The organism is Lysinibacillus sp. G01H (assembly GCF_028872195.1).
Lineage (GTDB): Bacteria > Bacillota > Bacilli > Bacillales_A > Planococcaceae > Lysinibacillus > Lysinibacillus capsici.
The window spans coordinates 3,386,152-3,411,197 of record NZ_CP118397.1 but is presented as its reverse complement, the minus strand read 5'-3'; the positions used below and the strand labels follow the sequence as shown (position 1 = coordinate 3,411,197).

The window sequence follows — 25,046 nt, the reverse complement described above, 5'->3', positions numbered from 1 at the left end:
AGACAGCTTTCTATTTATGCTTAGATTAGGATGTGATTTAGTATGAAACTGTCGATCAAAGAAATGAATGAACATTTCGCAAGTGAAATTTTACAATGGCAATATGTAGCACCTTACAATTTTTACAATAATGAATTATCGGGTGAAAATGTAAAAGAAATGCTTGATAATCCTTACTTTGTGATCTTTAATAATCATAGTGAATTAATTGGCTATTATTGTACAGGTACGGCAGCACAAGTGCCAAAAGGGCAAGATATCGGAGCGTATGAAGAATACTGTATAGATATTGGAATTGGTATGAAGCCAAATCTAACAGGTCAAGGATTAGGAACGACATTTTTTTCGTTTATTGTTCAAACAGTTCAAGAAGAACATCATCTACCATTACGTTTAACAGTTGCCCTATTTAATAAGAGAGCAATTCATCTTTATGAAAAATTTGGTTTTGTGAAAGCAATTGAATTTAGTACACCAACAGAGTTTGTCACGATGGTGAAAAAAATGTAGGATATCAATTAAAATTTAAAGAATCGTTAAAGTTAGTGGTCAATCGCCAAAGATTGCGTTATGATAAATACCGTTAAATCAACGTTTTGAAAGTGTGTGAAAAGTTATGGTTAATACAATTTATTTAGATAATAGTGCAACAACTAAGCCATTAAAAGAGGTTATGCAGGCATTTATGGTTGTGAATGAGCAGTATTATGCCAACCCAGCTTCCATTCATGCTATGGGTGTTGAAGCAAATGATTTATTAATACGTGCGCGTGAGCAAGTAGCAGATATTTTGCAGACAGAGGCAAAAAATGTGCTATTTACTTCAGGTGGTACAGAATCAAATAATGCTGCTATTTTTGGCATAGCACGTAGTAATACGCATATAGGAAAGCATATTTTAACGACTGAAATCGAACATCCATCAGTGCTAGAAACAATGAAACAGCTTGAAAAAGAGGGCTATGATGTTGAATATCTTCGTGTAGATCGAAATGGTGTGATTTCTCTAGATGAGCTTCGTACTAAAATACAAAAAGAAACAATTTTAGTTAGCATCATGCATGTGAATAATGAAATGGGTGCAATTCAGCCTATAAAGGAAGCTGCAAAAATGATTCATGAAATGAGTCGTGCTACCTTTCATGTTGATGCTGTGCAAAGCTTTGGGAAATTAGCAATATCCTTTAAAGAAGAAGGACCTGACTGTATTTCTATCTCTGGCCATAAAATACATGCCTTTAAAGGCTCAGGAGTGTTAGCATTCCGTAAACCCATAAGATGGCAGCCATTGGCTCTTGGTGGAGGTCAGGAATTTGGTATGCGTAGTGGTACTGTAGCAGTTCCGCAAGCTGTTGCTTTAGCGAAAGCGGCTCGACTTGCTGTTGAAACAATGAACGAACGCACAAATAAATACCGTCAATGGCAAGATGAAATCCGCACTCAGCTAGAAAGTTTCGGCGAAGCAGTCCATGTTTTATCAACCCCACAGGGAGCTGCGCATATTGTGTCATTTAGTGTTCGAGATTTAAAAGGGGAAGTCATTATTAATGCTATGCAAAAACGTGGTGTCATTGTGTCGACATCAAGTGCATGTTCTTCCAAGCAAACGAAAACAAGTCATGTAGTCGAGGCGCTTCACCTTGATGAGCATTATAAAAAAGGTGTGATTCGCCTTAGCTTTGGCGCACATAACACAATAGAAGATATAGAAAACTTTAAACAAGTACTAGCAGAAGTAATGTTGGAACTCAAAGGAGAAAATAAGTAAATGATTTGGAAAGAAATTTTAATTAGATATGGTGAGCTTTCTACAAAAGGTCGCAATAAAATGGATTTTATCCGCCGCTTACGTGAAAATATTCGTCATGCCTTTGCAGATTTAGGTCAACTGCATATTCGCACAGAACGCGACCGTATGTTTATTGCCATAGAAGACGAAGCACAAATGCAAATGCTAATTACAGGTTTACCTAAAATTTTTGGTATTCAATCATTTAGCCCTGTTGCTGCATGCGAAAAAGATATGGACAGTATGAAAAAGCTTGCTATCACGATTATGGAGACATTTAAAGACGAGCCACATACATTTAAAGTAGAGGTAAAACGTACTGATAAAACATTTCCTTTAGAATCTCATGCCATCCAACGTGAGATCGGGGGCTATGTTTTACCACAATTTCAAAATTTATCCGTTAAAGTGAAGCAGCCTGATATTGAGCTACGTGTAGAAGTTCGCCATGATGCAACTTATATGATGGCACAAGTCATTCCTGGTGCAGGTGGAATGCCTGTAGGATCAAATGGCAAGTCTTTATTAATGCTATCTGGCGGTATTGATAGCCCTGTTGCAGGTTATTTAATAATGAAGCGTGGTGTGCGATTAGAGGCAATTCACTTCTTTAGTCCACCTTATACAAGCCAAAATTCATTGGAAAAAGTTAAAGTGCTTGCCAATGAATTAACAAAATTTGGTGCTAGTATTCGTTTACATGTCATTCCTTTTACTGAAATACAAGTTCTTATTAAAGAAAAAGTACCTTCTAACGTATCGATGACTACAACACGCCGAATGATGTTGAAGGTTGCTGATCAGGTGCGTGAGGAAATTGGTGCACTTGCTATTGTAACGGGTGAAAGTCTGGGGCAAGTAGCGAGTCAAACGCTTGAAAGTTTAACAGCAATAAACGCAGTAACAAATACACCTATTCTTCGTCCGCTGATTTCAACAGATAAATTAGAAATTATTGATATTGCAGAAAAAATCGGCACATACGAAACATCTATTCAGCCATTTGAAGATTGCTGCACGATTTTTACACCAGCAAGTCCAAAAACAAAACCGAAGCTTGAAAAGGTTGAGCATTATGAAAGCTTCTCTGACTTTGATGAATTGATCGAGCGAGCAGTGAAGAATCGCGAGGTCTATATTTTCCCTAAGAAAGAAGAACAACAAGATAAATTTGCAGATCTACTATAAGGATTTAAAAGCCGTCTCAAAGCCCATTTTGAGACGGCCTTTTTGTATGGATATCGATATTCCAATAGAGGTACAATTTACCTCTAATTTTTTTGTATTAAAAATCTAATATCGCACATTCTATATTCACAAGGAGGTGAGAAACATGGCTTCAAACAACAACCGCAGTTCAAACCAGCTTGCAGTACCTGGTGTACAACAAGCACTAGATCAAATGAAATACGAAATTGCACAAGAATTTGGTGTTCAATTAGGAGCTGAAGCTTCAGCTCGTGCCAACGGTTCCGTTGGTGGTGAAATCACTAAACGTCTTGTACAAATGGCAGAATCTCAATTAAAAGGTATGCCAAACAACAACCAATAAATGCTGATTAAGCATTTATAAACTTAAAACCAGTGACCGTAAAAGGCACTGGTTTTAGTTTGTTTATTTGATCATTTATTTATACGAGTTAGAGATCTAAATGTAGCTACTGTATGATCAACATCTTTGCTTTGACAGATAGCTGAAATAACAGCAACACCATCAACCCCCGTTTGAAATACAGAATGTGCATTTGTGAAATTTATTCCACCGATTGCTACAATTGGTAATTCAGGATGCAGTGAATGAGCCTCCTGTAAAAAAGTTGTGCCACATGGTGGTTGTGCATCGCTTTTAGAGGATGTTGGAAAGATTGGACCGATACCAACATAATCAGCTTGATGGTTAATAGCTATTTGCAATTCTTCCTCGCAATGGACAGATACACCAAGAATCATTTTCCCAACTCTTTTACGTGCTACACTTACAGGTAAATCATCTTGTCCGATATGAACACCATCAGCGCCGAGTCGTATCGCTAGATCAACATCGTCATTAATGATGAAGGGCACATTATAGTGATGACATAGTTTTTGACATTGGCGTGCAAATTGTTCATAGGCAAGTCCAGTTAACGCATGAGGACCTTTTTCGCGAAATTGAAACATTGTAATGCCTGCTTGCAAGGCTTTTTCTAGGATATAGAGTGGTTGTTCTTGAGGAGGAACATTGCTCGTACCCATAATAAAATAAAGCTGCAAATCCTCACGTTTCATGAATAATCACCTCACAGGCTTCCTTATGCTGTTGATAAGCAAAATGATTAGTGGGTCCATGACCATTTCCAATCGATAAATTATACATAATAGCTAATTGGATAAATTTTTTAGCTTCTATAATGGCATTTTCCAGAGTGAATCCTTGTCCAAGAAAAGCAGTAAGTGCTGCGGAAAATGTACATCCAGTACCATGCGTATTTTTTGTTTGGATTCGAGGAGACTGCATCGAAAAAGAACGTCCATTTTTAAAAAATACATAATCAATGGCATAGAGTGGATCTGCTAAATGACCACCTTTAATGATGACACATTGTACACCTAGCTGTAACAAGCTTTGAGCTACTTCTTTCATATCTTCAAAATGATGTATAGCTTTCCCAGTAAGTGTCTCTGCCTCAGGTATATTGGGCGTAACAACCGTAGCAAGTGGTAGTAAAGTTGAGCATAAGGCATCGATAGCTTCTTGCTGTAATAGGCTTTCCCCACCTTTTGCAATCATCACCGGATCAACAATCAGTGGAATGTTTAGCTCACTGATCGTGTGTGCAATTGCTTTGATAATATCTGAGGAATAAAGCATTCCTGTTTTAATCGCAGCGATTGGAAAATCTTCTACCAAGGCCACGAATTGTTTTTTTATAAAGGAAACGTCAATCGGGCAAACACCTGTTACACCCAAAGTATTTTGAGCAGTTAAAGCAGTAATCACAGAAGTACCAAACACTTCTAATTCCTGAAATGTTTTTAAATCAGCCTGTATACCCGCGCCACCACCACTATCTGAGCCAGCGATTGTTGTTACAATATGCATGAAGCTACACCATCCTTTGATAAGCGATGTATAGCATTGAGTAAGGCTATTTGAAAATCACCAATGTCTGCAGTAAATGCTGATGCCAGTACACCTGCTTTTTTATAGTAAGTAAGTGTTTCTATTAATTGTTGGTAAGGGTTATGGCTTACACTATAGGCTGCGCCACAAATTGCGCTAAGTAAACAACCTGTACCCGTTACTTCCGTCATTTGTGGATGACCACCAGCGATCCATTGACTATGCTTGCCATCAGTTATAAAATCGCGTTCTCCTGTGACAATAACAATGCATTGATAGCGTTGAGCCAATGATACGGCTTCTGCTTCCATAGCGATAGTGCCATGACCACTATCGACACCTTTTTGTTGCCAATTTACACCAGCTATTGCTGCTAGCTCGCCGAGATTACAGCGAATCACGGCAAATTGTATGTTTTCAAGTAAATATTTTACGGTTTCCTTACGGTAAGTTGTGGCTCCAACTCCGACAGGATCTAAAACAACAGGAATACCAAGTATATTGGCTTTTTCACCTGCTAATAACATGGCACTTTTTGTGCGATTATTAAGTGTTCCAATATTAATTAATAATGCTTGAGCAATGGCTACCATCTCCTCTACCTCTTGGCAGTCATCGGCCATTACTGGTGAAGCACCTATCGCTAATAAACCATTTGCTTGAAAATTTGCCACTACATAATTGGTAATACAATGGATAAGTGGTTGTTGTTGACGAATTGTTTGAAAAATCATTGTAGTCCTCCTTTAGGGATGGACGTAAGCATGCAAAAAAGGCTCTTTTTGTGTAAAAATGCACGAAAAGAGCCTCTCATCTGAAAAACGATGTTTATTGCTCCCTACGTCAGTATTAACTAACAGGTTCAAAGGGTCAGGTTTTACCTTCTCAACTCTTGCGAGTCCCCCTGCAATCTTGCTTTTAGTTGACCAAAATGTACCATACTTTTCATTTGTATTCAATAGCAAGTTTTCCTATAGATAAAATGTGACCGATGCCATATAGGAGAGTATGATAGTTGTCATGACTTTACCGAAATTAAACACAAACCATTGAAAATGCTGAAAAAAGAGTTTTATAATGTGTCATAACAAAAGGGGGCAATTGCCATGAAAAGACAAGATTTAGTTGCACCAGAATGGTATAACATAGTAGAGGAAATTGAAAAATATGCTCAGGATGCAACCAAAAATGCTTTAATCATTTATGAAGAAAACCAAGACATCCAATGTATTACATATGCACATTTATTGGAAAAAGCGAATCAAGCAGCACATGTATTCACCAAGCAAGGTTTAAAGAAAGGTGATGTCATTTTAGTGATGGTACCCCGTTCAGTGGAAGCATATATTGTGTATATTGCTGCATTAAAAGCAGGTTTAACTATTATTCCAAGTTCTGAAATGTTAAGAACAAAGGATATTGAGTATCGAATTCGTCATGCAAATGCTAAAGCGGTTATTGCTTTTGAACCCTATATTGAACAGTTCGATAAAGTGGGGAATTTACAAGACATCCAACAATTTGTCATAGGGAATGCACATAAACCTTGGCAGAACATACTTGAAAAAATGTATAATCAATCTACAACCTACATAAATCCTATCCCAACAAAAAGCACAGACAATGCATTTTTAGCCTATACAAGTGGAACGACAGGAAATCCAAAAGCAGCAGTGCATACTCATAGTTGGGGCTATGCTCATTTACGAACAACAGCACCACATTGGTTGGGTGTACAAGAAAATGATATTGTTTGGGCGACTGCAGCACCAGGCTGGCAAAAATGGATATGGAGTCCGTTTCTGGCTACTTTAGGCAGTGGTGCTACTGCATTTGTCTACAAAGGTAAATTTGAAGCATCTTCTTATTTAGCATTGCTTCAGAGATTCAAAATCAATGTACTATGCTGTACACCAACTGAATATCGTTTTATGGCAGCGCTTGATAATTTACATGAGTATGATTTAAGTGCAATTCGCCAAGCTGTATCAGCTGGTGAGCCATTAAATAGTGAGGTCATTAGAGTATTCTTGGAAACATTTAAATTACAAGTGCGAGATGGCTATGGACAAACGGAAAATACATTATTAGTAGGCACAATGGTAGGGATGGAAGCAAGAGTTGGCTCTATGGGAAAACCTACTCCTGGCAACACTGTTGAAATTATTAATGATGTGGGCAAACCCGTTACAATCGGAGAAGTTGGTGATATTGCTGTTCATCGTGAAACACCAGCCCTCTTTAAAAAATATTTAAATGATCCTGAACGTACAAATTTACAATTTCGAGGGGATTGGTATATTACAGGAGATCGTGCCTATAAAGATGAAGATGGCTACTTTTGGTTTGATGGGAGAGGAGACGATGTTATTATATCCTCAGGCTATACAATTGGCCCTTTTGAAGTAGAGGATGCTTTAATGAAACATCCAACCGTAAAAGAGGCTGCTGTTATTGCGAGCCCTGATAAAGTAAGGGGAAATATTGTCAAGGCATTTATTGTTCTGCGCAATGGTGAAAAAGGTGATGAAGCGCTTATTCAAACACTCCAAAGTCATGTGAAATCATTAACCGCTCCTTATAAATATCCACGTGCTATTGAATTTGTAGAGGAGCTACCGAAAACATCTTCTGGGAAAATTAGACGTGTCGAATTACGACAACATGAAGTCAAACACCTCCAATTATAATCATTTCCTAGGAAATAATGTCGAAAATCAAAGTTCATCAAAGGTATGGACTTTGATTTTTTTATTTTTTTTAGGTAAGGTAATATGAGGAAATACATAGCTTAAAGCTTTTTGTGTTTAATTATTGCAAAAAAATGAAACAAATTGGCAAGTCATACGTATTACGTGTTGAGGAGGCGGAAAGACATGAATGTAAAAAGGTGGGTTGCTTTAGTAGTGGCAGGTGTTCTCTTATTATTTTCGTTGGGAATTAATACCATTTTTGCGCTATTTAAAGCAGATTTCCTAGGTAATTTTGATAGCTTAATGGCAGGTAATAGCTTAGATGTATATGAAAATGTCATTGAAGGGGAAAATTTTGATAAGCGAATTGCTTATTTAAAGGTAGATGGAACGATTCAAGATATCGGCTCAAGTACATTGTGGCAACCAGTTGCCTATGATCATCAATTTTTCTTAGAACAATTGGATAATATTTTATATGATGAGTCCATACAGGGTGTTGTTTTAAGCGTTAATTCACCAGGTGGTGGTGTAAAGGAATCTGCAGATATCTATAAAAAGCTACTAAAAATTAAAGAAGAACGACAAATTCCAATTTATGTATCGATGGATTCTATGGCAGCTTCAGGTGGTTATTATATTTCGGCACCAGCAGATAAAATATTTGCCCATCGTGATACAATAACAGGCTCTATAGGTGTTATCATGCAATCTATTAACTATCAAGAGCTTGCTGAAAAAGTAGGGGTCAAATTTGAGACGTTTAAATCTGGAGAGCATAAAGATATGCTAAGTCCAATGCGTGAAGTGACAGCTGAGGAACGTGCAATGATGCAAGATATGATTAATGAAACGTACGAAGAATTTGTAGATATTGTAGAGCAAGGACGTAATATGTCTGAAGCAGAAGTGAAGAAGGTTGCAGATGGTCGTATTCTTGGTGGTACAAAAGCGCTTGAAGCAGGGTTAATTGATGAAATTGGTGATGAAGAAGCGGCCATTGCAGCTCTTCGTGAAGATTATGGACTTGAAGATGCGGCTTTATTTGAGTATTCATACGATATGGGTGGCTGGCAATCATACGTAGGTATGAAAATTGGCTCCATGTTCGGTCCCTCTGCCGAAGAAAAAATGCTAATGAAAATCATGACGGACTATAGCGCACCGAAAATGATGTATCTATATGGGGAATACTAAGGGGGGAGCACAATGACAAACAATGAAATTGTTATGCAAGGTTCACCCTCTATGGAAAATGGGTTCTATATAAATACCTCAGGAGAATCAGTAAATGAAAAAAACTATGCTTTAAAAACTGCTGGTTTTTGGGTACGATTTTGGGCATTTTTATTAGATGGATTCATCATTTCTGCTGTAGGTGGAATACTCGTCAATCCTATCTTCTATTTAATGGATTGGTCTTTATCTGATTCTGTTTGGTATGCGCCAATTTCTATTATTACAGCAATTTTCTACTATAGCTATTTTGTGCTGATGACCAAGTTCTTTGGGCAAACACTAGGGAAAATGGTGTTTGGATTACGTGTAATTTCATTAAAGCACGATCAGCTAACTTGGTCAGATGTGTTATTCCGTGATTGGATTGGTCGTATCATCAATAATATTTTTATGCCACTGTATATTTTGGTAGTGATTTTACCAGAAAATCAAGGCTTACATGATTATTTTGCCGATACAACAGTGGTGCACGAAAAAATCTTTATTGAAAAGGCTTCAACACCGACTACTTTACCAAAACAAGAAGAACATGTAGAAATTACTGTACAAGAAGAAAAAATAGACTTAGCCAAGCTAGAGGAAAAAAATGAACAATAAACATAAGACTGTCTCAAATTAGGAGACAGTCTTATCTATTTCTAAGTATGTAAGCTATCATAGTTGCAATTAATTCCCTTCATTTAGTAATATTATGTACATATGATGATTAGGAGGCGTTTAGATGGCACAAGTAACATTTAAAAATGGTCCAGTGACACTAGTAGGAAATGAAGTAAAGGTGGGCGATCAAGCTCCAGATTTTACGGTATTAGCGAATGACCTATCACCTGTAACATTAGATGATTCAGAAGGGAAAATTCGTTTATTTAGTGTTGTACCATCATTAGATACTGGTGTATGTGATGCGCAAACACGTCGATTCAATGAGGAAGCAGCTAACTTAGGTGGTAATGTAGTCATTTATACAGTATCTGTGGATCTTCCATTCGCTCAAAAGCGTTGGTGTGGTGCAGCAGGTATAGATGCAGTCCAAACTGTATCAGATCACCGCGACCTTTCATTTGGTGAGGCATATGGCGTATACATTCAAGAATTACGTCTTCTGACACGTGCAGTATTCGTTGTGGATGCAAACAATAAAGTAACATATGTTGAATATGTACCTGAAGCTACAGATCATCCAAACTATGAAGCGGCCATTGCAGCTGTCAAAGCACTAGCATAATAAGCTGCTTTTAGGCTAAGATAATACTAGACAAAGGGGCTGTGACAAGTGTTTGTCACGGCTCTTTTCTGCGTGAAAGGAAGTTAGATATGGAAAATATCGAAAAGTTATTTGGTTTGCTAAATGAGCATGCCGAAAAAATCGAAAAAGAACACAATATAACGTTACTAGAGGGATTATTAAATGGGTTAGAGGCATGGCTTGATGGCGAAGTTGATTTTTCTCAAAAAGATGCAACAAAAGAGGATATTCGTAAAGCGATTCAAATTGCTATTTTAAAAGGGATGCGCAAAGGCTCACAGCCGAATCATCAAATGACTCCTGACACGTTAGGGCTATTAGTGGGCTACTTTGTGGAGCAGATTTTTGCAGAGCGTCTTGAAAATGAAAAGATCTCGATCATGGACCCAGCAGTAGGCACGGGCAATTTATTACTGACGGTTATGAATTTATTAGATGGAAAAGTGGAAGCAACAGGTGTAGAGGTGGATGAGCTGCTTATTCGTCTTGCTGCGGCAACTGCTGACTTAACAGAACAACCTATTTCTTTATACCGTCAAGATGCCTTAGAAGATTTATTGGTCAATCCAGTGGATGCCGTTGTTTGTGATCTACCTGTAGGTTATTATCCAAATGAAGAAGTGGCGCTAGATTATGAATTATGTCCAGCGGAGGGGATGAGTTATGCCCATCATTTATTCATCGAGCAATCAATGAATTATACAAAGGATGGCGGCTATTTATTTTTCCTTGCACCATCTCATCTGTTTGAGTCAGAGCAGTCTAAGCAATTACACAAATACATTCAAAAGCATGCGTGGATTCAAGCGATTATTCAATTACCTGACTCGATGTTTGCAAATAAATCATTAGAGAAGAGCATTGTGATTTTACAAAAACAATCGAAGGAATTGAAAGCTCCTAAAGAAGTCCTATTAGCTAAAGTACCAAATATGCAGAATAAGCAGGCACTTGCGCTATTCTTTGAAAAAGTGAAGATATGGAAAGAGGGCAAGTAATTGCTCCTAAGTGCTAGTAAAAAGGTATCCTATACAAGGATACCTTTTTATGTATTACAAATTAGTTTTCTGGCGTACGGATAACTAGTACGTCACATTTAGCTGAACGTACGATAGCCTCAGATACAGAACCGATTAGGAAGCGTTCTACTGCATTTAGACCAGTTGCACCACAAATGATTAAATCTGCGTCTACGATGTTAGAAAGCTCTTTTGTTATGATATTTTTTGGAGAGCCATACTCGATGATAAGATTAACATTCGTTAAACCTTCATCTTCAGCTTGCTTTTTGTAACCATTTAATAGTTCTTCAGAAAATGCTTGAGCACGCTCTGCAATGGAACGGTCATAAGCTTCGATAGCAGCAAATGAACGAGTATCGATTACATTTACTAGATTTAATACTGCACCTTCGTTTCGTTTTGCAACATCAATTGATTTACGAAACGCGTATTCAGCTTCTTTTGAACCGTCTACTGCAACAACAATGCTTTTATAATGATTAGCCATTTGAAAAACCTCCCTGATTTGTATATGTTGATTATACCAAATGATTTTCTAAAGGAAATACTTTCCGCAAGAAAAATTATGAAAATGTGAAGGCATTTCATGTAGAAATGTTAATTAATTATAAATATCTAATTCCCACTATTTGCAGTGTGTAAACGTGCTTTGATTGGTTTCAACTACACTCGAATCAACTCCAATAACTTCTACTAAGACTCCTTTTTAGTTTTTAAATATAATAATTTATAATGTTATACAACGTTTGAATATTTGTTATTTTGGAAATCTTATAAATTTTATCTGTATTTGCATTAGTTAAAGCTTTTTTTGCAATTGTTTGGTAATATGGAAGTGCAAGGGGTGCATCAAGTTTAGTTACATAAATGATGCTTATTTCTTATGTTATGGAAGGGGATAGGAAACAATGAAGATTGGTATTCCAAAGGAAATTAAAAACAATGAAAACCGTGTAGCAATGACACCAGCAGGAGTTGTCACTTTAACACATGCAGGGCATGAAGTGTACATTGAAACAGGAGCGGGGCTAGGTTCAAGCTTTACGGATGCTGATTACATTGCAGCAGGTGCTCATATTGTTCAAACAGCTAAAGAAGCTTGGTCCCAAGAAATGATTATGAAGGTAAAAGAACCCGTAGCTTCTGAGTATGATTACTTCTACGAGGGTCAAATTTTATTCACTTATTTACACTTAGCGCCAGAGGTTGAATTAACTCAGGCACTTTTAAATAAAAAAGTAGTAGGAATCGCCTACGAAACAGTACAATTAGCAAATGGTTCATTACCATTGTTAACACCAATGAGTGAAGTCGCTGGTAAAATGGCTACACAAATTGGTGCACAGTTCTTAGAGAGAAACCATGCTGGTAAAGGTATTTTACTAGGTGGTGTATCGGGTGTACAACGTGGAAAAGTGACAGTAATTGGCGGTGGTATTGCAGGTACAAATGCTGCAAAAATTGCTGTTGGCATGGGTGCTGATGTGACAGTTATCGATTTAAGTCCAGAACGTTTACGTCAATTAGAAGATATGTTTGGACGTGATGTTCAAACATTAATGTCTAATCCATATAATATTGCAGAATCAGTGAAAGATTCAGATTTAGTTATTGGTGCGGTACTAATCCCAGGCGCAAAAGCACCGAAACTTGTATCGGAAGAAATGATTCAGTCAATGCAAGCCGGCTCTGTTGTAGTCGATATCGCAATTGACCAAGGTGGTATTTTTGCAACATCTGACCGTGTGACAACACATGATGATCCAACATATGTGAAGCATGGCGTTGTACACTATGCAGTTGCTAATATGCCTGGTGCGGTACCACGTACTTCTACAATTGCTTTAACAAATAATACAATTCCATATGCACTTCAAATTGCTAACAAAGGCTACAAACAAGCTTGCCTTGATAATGCAGCACTGAAAAAAGGTGTGAATACATTATATGGACAACTAGTTTATAAAGCAGTGGCAGATTCACAAGGGCTACCATTTGTCGATGTGGATGAGTTAATTCAATAAACTTTGTTAGAAAGAGGAAAAGGAAGCACACTAATTGCTTCCTTTTTTGCATTATAGAATGATTAAATCTTTCGGGAATTTTGTTAATACTTCAACGCCATCTTTTGTAACGACAACATCATCCTCAATACGTACGCCTGTTACATCTGATTTATAAATGCCAGGCTCAATCGTAAAGACCATACCTTCTTCCATCGTCATCTCATTTGCACCTGTAACAGATGGGAATTCATGTACAGAAATACCAAGACCATGTCCAAGGCGGTGCGTGAAATATTCACCATAACCAGCCTCTGTTATTGTATCACGCGCAATTTTGTCTAAGTCCATCGCACGAACACCTGGTTTTACTGCTGCGACCGCATTTGTGTTGGCAGCTAAAACAGTTTGATAAATTTCTTTCTGCGCTTCACTAGGCTCACCAAAAGCTACAGTACGTGTAATATCTGAGCAATAGCCATCGTAAATAACGCCAAGATCAAATAATACCATATCGCCTTTTTCAATTTTACGTGCACCTGGCTTCCCATGAGGAGAGGCAGTTTTTGGACCACTCAATACCATTGTTTCAAAAGACATTTTACAGCCTTTATCTTGAATGGCACTTTCGATTGCTGTTAGGATTTCCATTTCTGTTTTACCTTCAGCAATTTCCTTGCAACCGATTTCAATTGCATAATCGGCCAATTCAGCAGCTTTACGTAATTTTTCTAATTCACTTTCATCTTTGATTACGCGCATCGCATTAATCTTTTCGTCAAGACGCACAAAGCTAGCTTGAGGGAAAGATTGTTGTAAAGCTTCCAAGCGCTCAACAATGAGTTGTGCTTTTTCAATAGCAAATGTAGCTGGGGTGATTTGGCGTGCTACGATCGCTTGAGCAAGAACTTCCATCGAATTTTCTGTATCTTGATGACCAATTACCTCATAAGACCAACCAGCAGCCTTTGCATCTGGAATCTCCATTTGTGGACAAATTAGAAAAGGCTCCACATCTTTAAAAATCATGACTCCTAGTAATCTTTCATGTGGATTACTTTTAAAGCCTGAAACGTAAAAAACATTGTCAGGTGTTGTTACGAACGCTGCATCGATATGATTTTGCTGCAAGTAACGTTGGATTTCTTCAACCTTCGACATCAATATGTCCTCCTTTTATTGCATGGAAAATTTTACGTAAGAAAGCTTCGACTGCCGAAAAAAGTAGCGAGGATTCTTATCGAGTACTGAATAATTATGCTCTAACAGGGTATAAGGCTGTTAGAGAAAACTACCATTATTCTCTGTACAAGCATATCAAAAAAAGGGAAAAAGCGCATGGGTAGCGAATTAAAATGTTGAACTGTATTTGTTAACCGAGGAGGATGTTAAGATGAAAATAAGTTATCATGGGCATTCAGTTGTAAAAATTGAATCAAATGGAAAAACGATATTAATTGACCCTTTTATTAATGGCAATGGGCAAACAGACTTAAAAGTGGCTGATGAAGCGCCAGATATTATTTTACTTACACATGGCCATAATGATCATGTTGGAGATACAGTAGAATTAGCGAAGAAAAAAGATGCGCTAGTGATTGCGCCAAATGAGCTGGCTAATTGGATTTCTTGGCAAGGTGTAAAAACACACCCGATGCATATAGGTGGTGCGAAGGAATTTGACTTCGGTAAAGTAAAGTTTACACAAGCCTTTCATGGATCTTCTTATGTAACAGAAAATAACGAAATTATTTATATGGGCATGCCTGCCGGAATTTTATTATTTATTGAAGGATTAACGATTTATCATGCGGGCGATACAGCTCTTTTTGGTGATATGAAACTAATTGGTGAACGACATCCAATTGATATAGCATTCTTACCGATTGGTGATAATTTTACAATGGGGCCAGAGGATGCAGCCTGTGCAGTTTCGTTTTTAAAACCGAAAATTGTCGTACCGATTCATTACAATACTTTTCCACCAATCGAGCAAGATCCGCAAATTTTTGCAGATTTAGTACAAAATACAGAAGTTCAAATTTTGAAAGCTGGCGAAAAAGTAAACTGTTTCTAATCGTTGGTAATGCTGTACTATATGAATTGACACCACGCTGGTAGTTGAAATGATGGGGAAAGTTAAACTATTTCATCACTTTATATTAAATATTTTCTTAAAAAATATGGTACACTAAGAGCAGAATTGAAGCTTAGGAAATAGGTGATATTTTGTCTACAAAACATGAGAAAATTTTACAATACATCGAATCACTACCCGTGGGCGATAAAATTTCAGTACGGCAAATAGCAAAGGAAATGCAAGTGAGTGAAGGAACGGCTTACCGTGCAATAAAGGAAGCTGAAAATCGTCGCTTAGTAAGTTCTATTGAACGTGTTGGAACAATTCGTATTGAGAAAAAAAAGAAAGAAAATATTGAGCGCTTAACTTTTGCAGAAATTGTTAATATTGTAGATGGCCAAGTTTTAGGTGGTAAATCAGGTCTACATAAAACACTAACAAAATTTGTTATTGGTGCCATGCAATTAGAGGACATGATGCGTTACACGGATGCAGGTAGCTTATTAATTGTTGGTAACCGTATTAAAGCACATGAAAATGCCCTTCGAGCGGGTGCAGCTGTTTTAATCACGGGCGGTTTTGATACTACGGAAGATAATAAGTTGCTTGCAGATTCTTTGGATTTACCAATTATTTCAACGAGCTACGATACGTTTACAGTAGCAACAATGATTAATCGGGCAATCTATGACCAATTGATTAAAAAAGATATTCTTTTTATCGAAGACATTTATGTACCAATGACTGACACTGCAGCATTAAAAAGTGATGAAACAATTCATCATTTCCAGAAGCTGAATGAACGAACTACCCATGGTGCATTTCCTGTAGTTACCCACCAAAATAAACTGGTCGGTATGATTACCGTAAAAGACGTCATTGGTCGTGAAGAAAACGAGCTTATTGAAAAAGTAATGACGAAAAACCCGATTGCTGGCTCCATGAAAATGAGTGTCGCCTCTGCAGGGCATCGAATGATTTGGGAGGGGATTGATCTCTTACCAATTGTAGATGACGACAATATTTTACAGGGTGTTATTAGCCGTCAAGATGTACTGAAGGCGTTGCAATTAGCACAAAGACAGCCACAGCACGGTGAAACGATTGATGATTTAGTGAAAAATGAAATGAAGGTATTAGGTGATGAAGAACTCATAGTTGAATTTAAAGTCACACCACAAATGACCAATCAATATGGAGCAATTTCATACGGTGCTTTTACAACTTTACTGGCTGAGGTCGGTTCATTCGCATTAAAACGACGTAAACGTGGAGATGCAGTGGCAGAGAATATGACTATTTATTTTATTAAACCAGTCCAAATGGAAAGTACGCTAACTGTTAAGCCTCGGATTTTAGATATGAGTCGTAAGTTTGTGAAAATGGATTTTGAAGTGTATAATCAACAAATGCTTGTTGGTAAGGCAATGATGATGTTCCAACTATTAGAACGTTAAGTATTGAAAAGGGATGGCCTAGCGCAATTGCTTGGTCATCCCTTTGTTACATATATTATTGATTAATGCGGAATTCTTCCTCAACAAATTGTCCATAATGACGTGCTTTTTTTATATTTTCTATAATAACTAAGATGCCGAGCGCGGCAAGAATTGCTACAATAATAAATGTAAATAAGCTCGGGAATAAATAAGCTTGATTTAAAGCAAATGACAAAATTAAGGAACCTAAGCCGATGTTCGCTTTGCTTTTATACCAGTTTTTAGCAATAGGTAATGGAGAACGGAATTGTTTTGTTTTAAAATAAAAATAAAAAACAAAAGATATGATAATCGCAAACACAAATATTAAATTGAGCATAGTAAACCTCCTAGCATAACTAGACATTATTGTAACGATAATTATGCGAAAATGCTAACGGTTCTTACTATCATTTTGGGGGAAATTATTGTGAAAAGACAAATCATCGACACAATTGAGGCCAATGAAACCATTATTATCCATCGTCATGTACGTCCTGATCCTGATGCTTATGGCTCGCAGCAAGGCTTAAAAGAGATTATTTTAGCCAATTATCCTGAGAAAAAGGTTTTTGCTGTAGGGGAACATGATGCTTCTTTATCTTTTATGGCACAGCCTGATGAAATAGCGGATGAAGTGTATGAGAATGCTTTAGTAATTGTCACTGACACTGCTAATACAGAACGTGTTGACGACCAACGCTACACAAAAGGAAAAATGGTGATAAAAATTGATCATCATCCAAATGATGATGCTTATGGTGATCTTTTATGGGTGGACACGACAGCAAGCTCTTGTAGTGAAATGATCTATGAATTATATGTAGAAGGCAAGGAAGCAGCAAACTGGAAGCTTTCAGATGCTGCTGCACGCTTATTATTTGCAGGAATAGTGGGCGATACAGGTAGATTCCAATTCCCAAGTACAACAGCTAAAACATTTAAAGTTGCTGCGGATCTGATTACATATGATTTTGATCGAAATCAACTATTCGATGGCATGTATGAAATGGAGCAAAAGTTACTTAATTTACAGGGATATATTTATCAAAACTTTACAATGGATGAGCATGGAGCAGCCTATGTGAAGCTAACAAAAGAATTACTGGCAGAGCATGATACCGTGCCATCTGAGGCTTCTTTATTAGTAGGCTGCCTTGGCAGTGTTAAAGATATATGCTCATGGGTTGTTTTCATTGAAGAAGGGGATCAGATCCGTGTACGATTACGTTCGAAGGGTCCCGTTATCAATACATTAGCGAAAGAATTTAACGGTGGCGGACATCCGCTTGCATCTGGTGCTACTGCCTATTCATGGGAAGAAGCAGACCTTGTTATTGCAAGATTAAAAGAGATTTGTAAAGCATATCATTAACAGAGAAAAGGAAGGGATTCATTTGACACATGTATATACAAAGATGCATACGAGCGCGGATTTATTGAAAAGCACAATTCGGCTTGAGCAATTGATTCCTTTTTTACAAGAACAAAAGACACAAGCCTGTGCAATCGTTAATACGAAATTGTACGGGCTTTTGCCTTTTTGTAAAGCATTGCAGCAAGCAAATATCCATGCGGTTATAGGGCTTTCGGTTAACGTTCAGTGGCATGATAAAACGCTTCCCCTCGTCCTGTATGCGCGGACACAGGAGGGCTATCAACATTTATTAAAGATTAGTAGTGCGATTTCAATTAGACAAGATGATGTGCTACCTTGGAAATGGCTTGAGGGATATTCAGCAGGCTGTATAGCTCTACTTTCTTCAGACGATTTAACAGATGTAGATGACTGGCAGGCAATGGTTTCTGCATTGGTCCAACTTTTTAACCATCATTTCTATATGGGGATTGCTAGACCTGGAGGGATAAAGGCTGAACAAGAAGATGAATTCGTTTCTTGGTGTGAAGAACATGCTATTGCTCTTGTAGCCTCTCAAAGCTGTTATTTCTTGCGTCCAGAAGATCATTTTGCTTATGAAGTAGCAAGAGCAATTGATACAGGAGAAAAGCTTAGTAATACTATGCAAACAGCTGATGTACAGGGCTATTTTGCCCCAACAGCATTCGAATGGCAAAATTGGTTTGCTGATCATCCAGATTGGCTTGATTCCAGTACGAAAATGCTTGCTTGCTGTAGAGCTGATTTACCAAAAATGACTGTGCAAATGCCTAAATTTCCTGTACCTGAAGGTGAAACAGCTGAAAGCTTGCTTGCTAAAGAAGCATTTACTGGATTAGAAGAGCGATTCAAGCAACTGGCAATACCCGTTGCTTACCATGAGCGATTACAGTATGAACTTGAAATTATTTGCTCTATGGGCTTTGCTGACTATTTTTTGGTTGTGGCGGATTTCATGCGTTATGCAAAAGAAAATCGAATTTTGACGGGACCTGGACGTGGTTCCTCAGCAGGTTCGCTTGTGGCATATAGTCTTTCGATTACACAAGTAGATCCACTTGCCTATGGTTTATTATTCGAACGCTTTTTAAATCCTGAAAGAATTACCTTACCTGATATTGATATCGATTTTGTTGATAGTAAAAGACATCAAGTCATTCAGTATGTTGCCCAAAAGTATGGCAAAGCAAATGTCGCACAAATTATTACATTTGGTACATTGTCTGCAAAAGCAGTTGCTAGGGATGTTGCAAGGGTATTTGGCTTTGATGCGGAAATGCTAGAAAAAATTTCGAAGATGATTCCAAATAAGCCGGGTATTACATTACAAAGAGCTGTTGCAGAGTCACAGAACTTTCAAGGCTGGTTAGCGGAGAATGATATGCATTTGCGTTGGTACGAGGTGGCATTAAAATTGGAGGGACTACCAAGAAATTCGTCTATACATGCAGCTGGTATTGTCATCGCTCCATCGCCTTTAGTGAATACTGTACCGATTGAAGAAGGACATGATGGTATTTATAGTACGCAATGGCCAATGGGAGATATTGAAGCATGTGGTCTCGTCAAAATGGATTTTTTAGGCTTGCGAAATCTCACTATTTTAGAGCAAATACGTTGGTCAATTTATAAAGCTGGTGGTCCTTGGATAGAATTCGAGCGAATCCCAATGCATGATGACAAGACGTTTCAACTATTACAAAGAGGGGATACGCTGGGGATTTTTCAATTAGAATCAGACGGTATGAAGCAAGCCTTGCGTGATATCTGTCCTACAACCTTTTTAGATATTGTGGCTGTAAATGCACTTTATCGCCCAGGTCCAATGGATTTTATTCCTGTCTATGCAAAACGGAAGGCTGGCAGAGAAATGGTAACGATGCCACATCCAGTGCTAGAGCCTATTTTACAAGAGACCTTTGGTGTGATCGTTTATCAAGAACAAATTATTAAAATTGCATCAGTACTGGCAGGCTTTACAATGGGACAGGCAGATTTGCTTCGCCGAGCAGTGAGTAAAAAAAATCGACAAGTTTTAGAGGAGCAACGCACAGCATTTGTTCAGGGGGCGCTACGCCAAGGCTTTGATCAGCGTTTAGCTGAAGAAGTATACGAACTGATTGTACGCTTTGCGGATTATGGTTTCCCTAAAAGTCATGCTGTGGCCTATAGTGTTATTTCCTATCAAATGGCTTATTTAAAGGCGCATTTCCCTCAAAACTTTTATGCAGCGTTATTATCAAATGCCACGGGAAATGTAGAAAAGATTCAACAATTTGTCCATGAGGCAAAAGATAAGGGCATCCCATTTTATCCACCTTCATTAAAAAGTAGTACGAAATATTTTACGGTGGAAAAGGAAGGCATTCGCTACAGCTTATCAGGAATTAAAGGTGTGCCTCATACATTTATAGAAAAAATACATGGACTCCGTCAAACAAATCCAGAGGTATTAAATAACCTATTTGATCTAGCTGTTGCCTTAAGTGCGCAGCATTTTAAGCCAAAAGTGTTGGAATCATTGATATATGCTGGGGCGCTTGATTATCTAGAAAAAGATAGAGCCGTCCTCATCATGACAGTCGAGGCAGCTTTGAAACACGCAGAACTTTTAAGGCCAACTGAAGATATTGATTTAGCATCAGCAATGGCATTTAGTTTTGGTAAACCAAAATATATGCAGGCAGAAGCAATGTCCCAGAAGGAAAAATTGATGCATGAAAAAGAGAGCTTGGGCTTTTATATTTCTACCCATCCAGTTGCACAGGAAAGACTCTTCTGGGCGGATATCAATAGTACCTGTCGAGAGTTGAAGCAGAAGCGTGATGGTACCTCCATAAAAATGATTGGTCTGATTGAAGAAGTGAAGAAAATCCGTACGAAAAAAGGTGAGCAAATGGCTTTTGTTCAGCTACAGGATGAGTTTGGAACAGTTTCCACTACATTTTTTCCACAAACCTTTCAGTTGGTCCAAGACCTGCTGGTAGAGGAGGAAATGTTATGGATTGAAGGTGTTTTAGAAAGACGTTTTGGCAAGCCGCAAATCAAAGTAAAACATGCGCAAACGACGAAAAAGATATAAAATGAAACAAGAAATTAGAAACTGCATTAAATTTTATGCAGTTTTTTCTTTACTTTTGCACAGTTATTTTGTAAGCTAGAGTCAACGTTAAAAAGTGGTCAGACCACTTTTTTGATAAGGGGAGTTAGTCGTATGGATAAAAAAACCGAACAAAAAAAAGTGTTTTTAGAAATCGTCCAACAACTACGTCAACTCATTAAAATGGAAAAAATTCAAGCAGGTGAGAAGCTACCTTCCGAACGAGTTCTATCAGAGCGTCTAGGTGTCGGGCGATCCTCTGTGAGAGAGGCTTTGCGAAGCTTAGAGTTGCTAGGGCTTATTGAAACGAGACATGGTGGTGGTACTTTTCTTGCGTCCACACATAAGCATCAGCTCGTAGAAATACTGTCGATGTTTATATTAGAAGATGAAAAATCAAAAAAAGATGTCGAATTAACGCGACAAATTCATGAAATGGAAGCAATCCGCGTAATAAGTTGTACAGAGATTCTTCGCACACTACCTGTGTGGGATAGTTTTTTTGTGAAACTAGAAATAGAAGGTACAATTAATTGTCGAGATATTTTAAGAGAACTATTAATTACGACAGGTAATCGTCTTTCATTAAAAATCTGGTTTCAATTAGCAGCTTATGATGGCGACCGTTTAAATCGAAACTCAACAGAAGATGAAAAATTAATCATTCAAACGATGTTGAAATCGATGCAGCTGGGTTACGAAAAAGAAGCATTAAAAGCTTATGAGCAGTGGATGAGTACTGTACAGAGCATTTAGACAACAACAAAGGGGGAGTCGAACATGGCAATACGTAGCTTATTTAGTGGTAATCGAAAAAAGAAAGAGGACGGGCAAGAAAAGGCATTTCCAGAAGGGTTAATGACAAAATGTCCTGAATGTCGTCACATTCAATTAACAAAAGAATTAGAAAAAAATCATAAAGTATGTACAAAATGTAGTCATCATTTCAAAATGACTGCTCAAGAACGTGTGGACTATTTCTTAGATGAAGGCTCATTCGAATCCATGGATGATCATTTACAAACAAGTAATCCCCTTAATTTCCCAGCGTATGTTGAAAAAATTGCAGCAGACCAAGAGAAAACAGGCTTGAATGAGGCTGTCCTAACAGGCGTTGGTACAATAGATGGGGAAGAAATTGTCGTAGCGATTATGGATTCGCACTTCCGTATGGGGTCAATGGGCTCTGTAGTCGGTGAAAAAATTACGCGAGCAGTAGAGAAGGCAACTGAACTAGGTGTACCATTTATTATCTTTACCGCTAGTGGTGGTGCTCGTATGCAAGAGGGCGTATTATCATTAATGCAAATGGCGAAAACTAGTGTCGCATTAAAACGCCACAGTGATCAAGGCTTATTGTTCATCTCCATCTTAACGCATCCAACAACAGGCGGAGTTTCAGCAAGCTTTGCTTCTGTTGGTGATATAAATATTGCAGAGCCACAGGCATTGATTGGCTTTGCAGGGCGACGTGTAATTGAAGAAACTGTACGAGAAAAACTACCAAGTGATTTCCAAACAGCAGAATTTTTATTAGAGCATGGTCAGCTTGATGCCATTTTCCATCGCAAAGATTTACGTAAACAAGTTTCTTTACTTGTAAAAATGCATACGAAAGGCGGCGTACAACATGTCTAAAAATTTAGCATTTGAAGAACCAGTCGTACAATTACGTGAGAAAATTGATGAATTAAAAACAATTGCTGCTGAAGCAGAAGTTGATATGTCTGGTGAAATCGAAAAGCTTGAAACACGTTTATCACAATTAGAGCAATCGATTTATGCCAATATGAAGCCGTGGGATCGTGTGCAAGTAGCAAGGCATCCAGAAAGACCTACAACGCTTCAATATATTGAAGCAATGTGTGAAAATTTTATTGAATTACATGGTGATCGTACATTTGGTGATGATGCAGCCATTCTTGGTGGGATTGCCATTTTCGAAGGGCAACCAGTAACAATAATTGGACATCAACGTGGTAAGTCTACTAAGGAAAATATCCGTCGTAATTTTGGTATGCCTCATCCAGAGGGGTATCGAAAAGCACTACGCTTGATGAAGCAAGCTGAAAAATTCAAACGACCAATTATTTGTTTTATTGATACTAAAGGTGCTTACCCAGGGAAAGCTGCTGAGGAACGTGGTCAAAGTGAAGCAATCGCTAGAAACCTTGTAGAAATGGCTGGCTTAACTGTGCCTGTAATTAGTATCGTTATTGGTGAAGGAGGAAGTGGTGGTGCATTAGCATTAGGTGTAGCAAACCGTGTCTTTATGCTTGAGAACTCGACTTACTCTGTTATTTCGCCAGAGGGAGCGGCATCTATTTTATGGCGTGATGGTAGTCTGGCTAAGCAGGCAGCAGAAGCCATGCGTATCACAGCACCTGATTTGAAAGAACTTGGTGTAATTGATGGCATTATTCCTGAAATTATTGGTGGAGCACATCGCAATGTAGCAAAACAGGCCCTTTCTATTAAAGAATGCATTAGTGACACACTTCATGCATTAAATTCTTTAAATGGAGAACAATTAGTTGAAGATCGCTATGAAAAATTTAAAAAAATTGGACAGTATACAGAAGTGTAAATCTGTTTGTAAAAAGACGAATGTTGTTTACTTTAATCGGATATAAAATTTAAAAGCTATATATTTGCTCGTTAAGAGACAAAATTTGTTTCTTAACATATTAAAAAGCTATAAAAATTAAAGAAGATAATAGCGCATAATAAACGCCAGACTTCTTGAAAAAATGTTAGATTTAGGATGTTTTTAGGTGGAAAGAGTGTGTGAAAGCGCATTCTTTTCATTTTTTATGTAAAAGTTATGTTTTTGTATCCCCAGAACCCTTACATAGTTTGTTTTTTCATGTTAATGTGAATAATAATAGTAACTGCAGGAGGTTCGACAATGAAAAAAATTGCTGTATTAACTAGTGGTGGAGATGCGCCTGGAATGAACGCTGCTATTCGAGCGGTCGTTCGTAAGGCAGCATTTCATGGAATTGATGTTGTCGGAATTAAGCATGGTTATGAAGGCTTAGTAAAAGGATTTATGGAAGAACTTGATTTAGGTGCAGTTGGTGGTATTATTCAACGTGGTGGAACGCATTTGAATTCGGCAAGATGCCCAGAATTTAAAGAAGATGCTGTTCAGCAACGAGGTATTGAGAATTTACGAGCCGCTGGTATTGAAGGACTTGTTGTCATTGGTGGTGATGGATCTTATCGAGGTGCCATGGATTTGGTGAAAAAAGGGTTCCCAGTTGTAGGGGTACCTGGAACAATTGACAATGATATTCCTGGAACTGAATATACGATTGGCTTTGATACAGCCCTAAATACAGTAGTAGAATCCATTGATAAAATCCGAGATACTGCTACATCTCATGAAAATTCTTTCATTGTAGAGGTAATGGGACGTGATGCAGGAGATATCGCTTTATGGGCAGGTCTTGCTGCTGGTGCTGAAACAGTTTTAATTCCAGAAGAAGATTATAATTTAGATGATATTGTCGCACGCTTAGATCGTGGTGCAGCACGTGGTAAAAAGCATAGTATTATTATTGTGGCAGAGGGTGTTATGTCAGGAAGTGAGCTGGCAAAACTGTTAAAAGAAAAAACAGGAAAAGAAACACGTGTTTCAGTATTAGGTCATATCCAACGTGGTGGATCACCTACAGCAAGAGATCGCGTATTAGCGAGTCAGTTTGGCGCACATGCAGTTGAATTACTTATGGAAGGCAAGGCTGGTCGAGCAGTAGGTATTCGCAATCATCAAGTCATTGATTATGATATGCCAGAGGCTTTTGAAAAGAATCATGAGGCTGATGTAAGCCTATATACACTAATGAAAGAACTATCAATATAATTTGTTATAAAACGGAGTGGGCAAAA

The 25,046-nt window shown here is 37.9% G+C and carries 24 protein-coding genes and 1 riboswitch; of the genes, 18 read left to right on the top strand and 6 right to left on the bottom strand.

Annotated features, from left to right (window positions below):
- The first annotated feature begins 42 nt into the window (after positions 1–42).
- From PSR12_RS17325 to PSR12_RS17310, 4 genes are all read left to right on the top strand, one after another.
- Positions 43–510, top strand: a complete 468-nt coding sequence (locus PSR12_RS17325) for a GNAT family N-acetyltransferase (RefSeq protein WP_274769923.1) — start codon at positions 43–45, stop codon at positions 508–510.
- Between the two features lie 106 nt (positions 511–616).
- Positions 617–1,768 (top strand): cysteine desulfurase family protein, encoded by a 1,152-nt coding sequence (locus PSR12_RS17320; RefSeq protein ID WP_274769921.1) that lies wholly within the window; start codon positions 617–619, stop codon positions 1,766–1,768.
- Positions 1,769–2,977, top strand: coding sequence for a tRNA uracil 4-sulfurtransferase ThiI (thiI, locus tag PSR12_RS17315; protein ID WP_274769920.1), 1,209 nt, complete (start codon positions 1,769–1,771; stop codon positions 2,975–2,977). It begins immediately after the preceding gene.
- Positions 2,978–3,122: 145 nt separating this feature from the next.
- Positions 3,123–3,341, top strand: a complete 219-nt coding sequence (locus PSR12_RS17310; RefSeq protein ID WP_004226165.1) for an alpha/beta-type small acid-soluble spore protein — start codon at positions 3,123–3,125, stop codon at positions 3,339–3,341.
- A gap of 71 nt (positions 3,342–3,412) precedes the next feature.
- On the opposite strand, the gene thiE is transcribed toward PSR12_RS17310, so the two are convergent.
- The 3 genes from thiE to thiM are packed head-to-tail and all read right to left on the bottom strand — an operon-like array spanning position 3,413 to position 5,626.
- Positions 3,413–4,057 (bottom strand): thiamine phosphate synthase, encoded by a 645-nt coding sequence (gene thiE / locus PSR12_RS17305; protein WP_274769918.1) that lies wholly within the window; start codon positions 4,055–4,057, stop codon positions 3,413–3,415.
- Positions 4,047–4,871 carry a bifunctional hydroxymethylpyrimidine kinase/phosphomethylpyrimidine kinase gene (thiD, locus tag PSR12_RS17300; protein WP_274769916.1) on the bottom strand — a complete coding sequence of 275 codons (825 nt, stop codon included), beginning with the start codon at positions 4,869–4,871 and terminating at the stop codon, positions 4,047–4,049. The genes thiE and thiD overlap by 11 nt, the downstream gene beginning before the upstream one ends.
- Positions 4,859–5,626, bottom strand: coding sequence for a hydroxyethylthiazole kinase (gene thiM, locus PSR12_RS17295; RefSeq protein WP_274769915.1), 768 nt, complete (start codon positions 5,624–5,626; stop codon positions 4,859–4,861). Before thiM ends, thiD begins: the two co-directional genes overlap by 13 nt.
- 84 nt (positions 5,627–5,710) lie before the next feature.
- Positions 5,711–5,808, bottom strand: a riboswitch (TPP riboswitch).
- A 190-nt stretch (positions 5,809–5,998) separates the two neighbouring features.
- Between thiM and mbcS the strand changes: the two genes are divergently transcribed.
- The 5 genes from mbcS to PSR12_RS17270 all read left to right on the top strand — a co-directional run bounded on the left by mbcS (position 5,999) and on the right by PSR12_RS17270 (position 11,068).
- On the top strand, positions 5,999–7,582 hold the full coding sequence (gene mbcS, locus PSR12_RS17290; protein WP_221680994.1) for an acyl-CoA synthetase MbcS: 1,584 nt from the start codon (positions 5,999–6,001) through the stop codon (positions 7,580–7,582).
- 186 nt (positions 7,583–7,768) lie between these two features.
- Complete coding sequence (gene sppA / locus PSR12_RS17285) at positions 7,769–8,782, top strand: signal peptide peptidase SppA (RefSeq protein ID WP_048393549.1); 1,014 nt, start codon at positions 7,769–7,771, stop codon at positions 8,780–8,782.
- A gap of 12 nt (positions 8,783–8,794) precedes the next feature.
- The gene (locus PSR12_RS17280; RefSeq protein ID WP_202341334.1) at positions 8,795–9,421 is read left to right on the top strand and encodes an RDD family protein; all 627 of its coding nucleotides are present in this window, start codon (positions 8,795–8,797) and stop codon (positions 9,419–9,421) included.
- A 124-nt stretch (positions 9,422–9,545) separates the two neighbouring features.
- On the top strand, positions 9,546–10,049 hold the full coding sequence (gene tpx, locus PSR12_RS17275; protein ID WP_274769912.1) for a thiol peroxidase: 504 nt from the start codon (positions 9,546–9,548) through the stop codon (positions 10,047–10,049).
- Positions 10,050–10,138: 89 nt separating this feature from the next.
- Entirely contained in the window at positions 10,139–11,068 is a 930-nt protein-coding gene (locus PSR12_RS17270) for a class I SAM-dependent methyltransferase (RefSeq protein WP_274769910.1), read from the top strand.
- Positions 11,069–11,129: 61 nt separating this feature from the next.
- On the opposite strand, the gene PSR12_RS17265 is transcribed toward PSR12_RS17270, so the two are convergent.
- Entirely contained in the window at positions 11,130–11,579 is a 450-nt protein-coding gene (locus PSR12_RS17265) for a universal stress protein (RefSeq protein WP_004226191.1), read from the bottom strand.
- Positions 11,580–12,000: 421 nt separating this feature from the next.
- On the opposite strand from PSR12_RS17265, the gene ald reads away from it, so the two are divergent.
- Positions 12,001–13,116: an alanine dehydrogenase gene (ald, locus tag PSR12_RS17260; RefSeq protein ID WP_274769907.1), complete on the top strand. Its 1,116-nt coding sequence runs from the start codon at positions 12,001–12,003 to the stop codon at positions 13,114–13,116.
- A gap of 51 nt (positions 13,117–13,167) precedes the next feature.
- Here the strand turns inward: ald and PSR12_RS17255 are convergent, their stop codons facing one another.
- Positions 13,168–14,256 carry a M24 family metallopeptidase gene (locus tag PSR12_RS17255; RefSeq protein ID WP_221680991.1) on the bottom strand — a complete coding sequence of 363 codons (1,089 nt, stop codon included), beginning with the start codon at positions 14,254–14,256 and terminating at the stop codon, positions 13,168–13,170.
- Positions 14,257–14,488: 232 nt separating this feature from the next.
- Between PSR12_RS17255 and PSR12_RS17250 the strand changes: the two genes are divergently transcribed.
- Entirely contained in the window at positions 14,489–15,172 is a 684-nt protein-coding gene (locus PSR12_RS17250; protein ID WP_221680990.1) for a metal-dependent hydrolase, read from the top strand.
- Between the two features lie 152 nt (positions 15,173–15,324).
- A complete protein-coding gene (locus tag PSR12_RS17245) occupies positions 15,325–16,632 on the top strand; it encodes a DRTGG domain-containing protein (RefSeq protein WP_263082228.1) in 1,308 nt (435 codons plus the stop codon).
- Between the two features lie 55 nt (positions 16,633–16,687).
- On the opposite strand, the gene PSR12_RS17240 is transcribed toward PSR12_RS17245, so the two are convergent.
- The gene (locus tag PSR12_RS17240) at positions 16,688–16,993 is read right to left on the bottom strand and encodes a YtpI family protein (protein ID WP_221680989.1); all 306 of its coding nucleotides are present in this window, start codon (positions 16,991–16,993) and stop codon (positions 16,688–16,690) included.
- A gap of 90 nt (positions 16,994–17,083) precedes the next feature.
- Between PSR12_RS17240 and PSR12_RS17235 the strand changes: the two genes are divergently transcribed.
- From PSR12_RS17235 to pfkA, 6 genes are all read left to right on the top strand, one after another.
- Positions 17,084–18,028, top strand: coding sequence for a DHH family phosphoesterase (locus PSR12_RS17235; RefSeq protein WP_221680988.1), 945 nt, complete (start codon positions 17,084–17,086; stop codon positions 18,026–18,028).
- A gap of 22 nt (positions 18,029–18,050) precedes the next feature.
- The gene (gene dnaE / locus PSR12_RS17230; protein ID WP_274769903.1) at positions 18,051–21,134 is read left to right on the top strand and encodes a DNA polymerase III subunit alpha; all 3,084 of its coding nucleotides are present in this window, start codon (positions 18,051–18,053) and stop codon (positions 21,132–21,134) included.
- Between the two features lie 132 nt (positions 21,135–21,266).
- The gene (locus PSR12_RS17225) at positions 21,267–21,908 is read left to right on the top strand and encodes a FadR/GntR family transcriptional regulator (RefSeq protein ID WP_048393566.1); all 642 of its coding nucleotides are present in this window, start codon (positions 21,267–21,269) and stop codon (positions 21,906–21,908) included.
- A gap of 24 nt (positions 21,909–21,932) precedes the next feature.
- Positions 21,933–22,790, top strand: coding sequence for an acetyl-CoA carboxylase, carboxyltransferase subunit beta (accD, locus tag PSR12_RS17220; protein WP_048393568.1), 858 nt, complete (start codon positions 21,933–21,935; stop codon positions 22,788–22,790).
- On the top strand, positions 22,783–23,739 hold the full coding sequence (locus PSR12_RS17215; protein WP_054549954.1) for an acetyl-CoA carboxylase carboxyltransferase subunit alpha: 957 nt from the start codon (positions 22,783–22,785) through the stop codon (positions 23,737–23,739). The genes accD and PSR12_RS17215 overlap by 8 nt, the downstream gene beginning before the upstream one ends.
- Before the next feature lie 321 nt (positions 23,740–24,060).
- Positions 24,061–25,020 (top strand): 6-phosphofructokinase, encoded by a 960-nt coding sequence (gene pfkA, locus PSR12_RS17210; RefSeq protein ID WP_048393573.1) that lies wholly within the window; start codon positions 24,061–24,063, stop codon positions 25,018–25,020.
- Positions 25,021–25,046 lie beyond the last annotated feature (26 nt).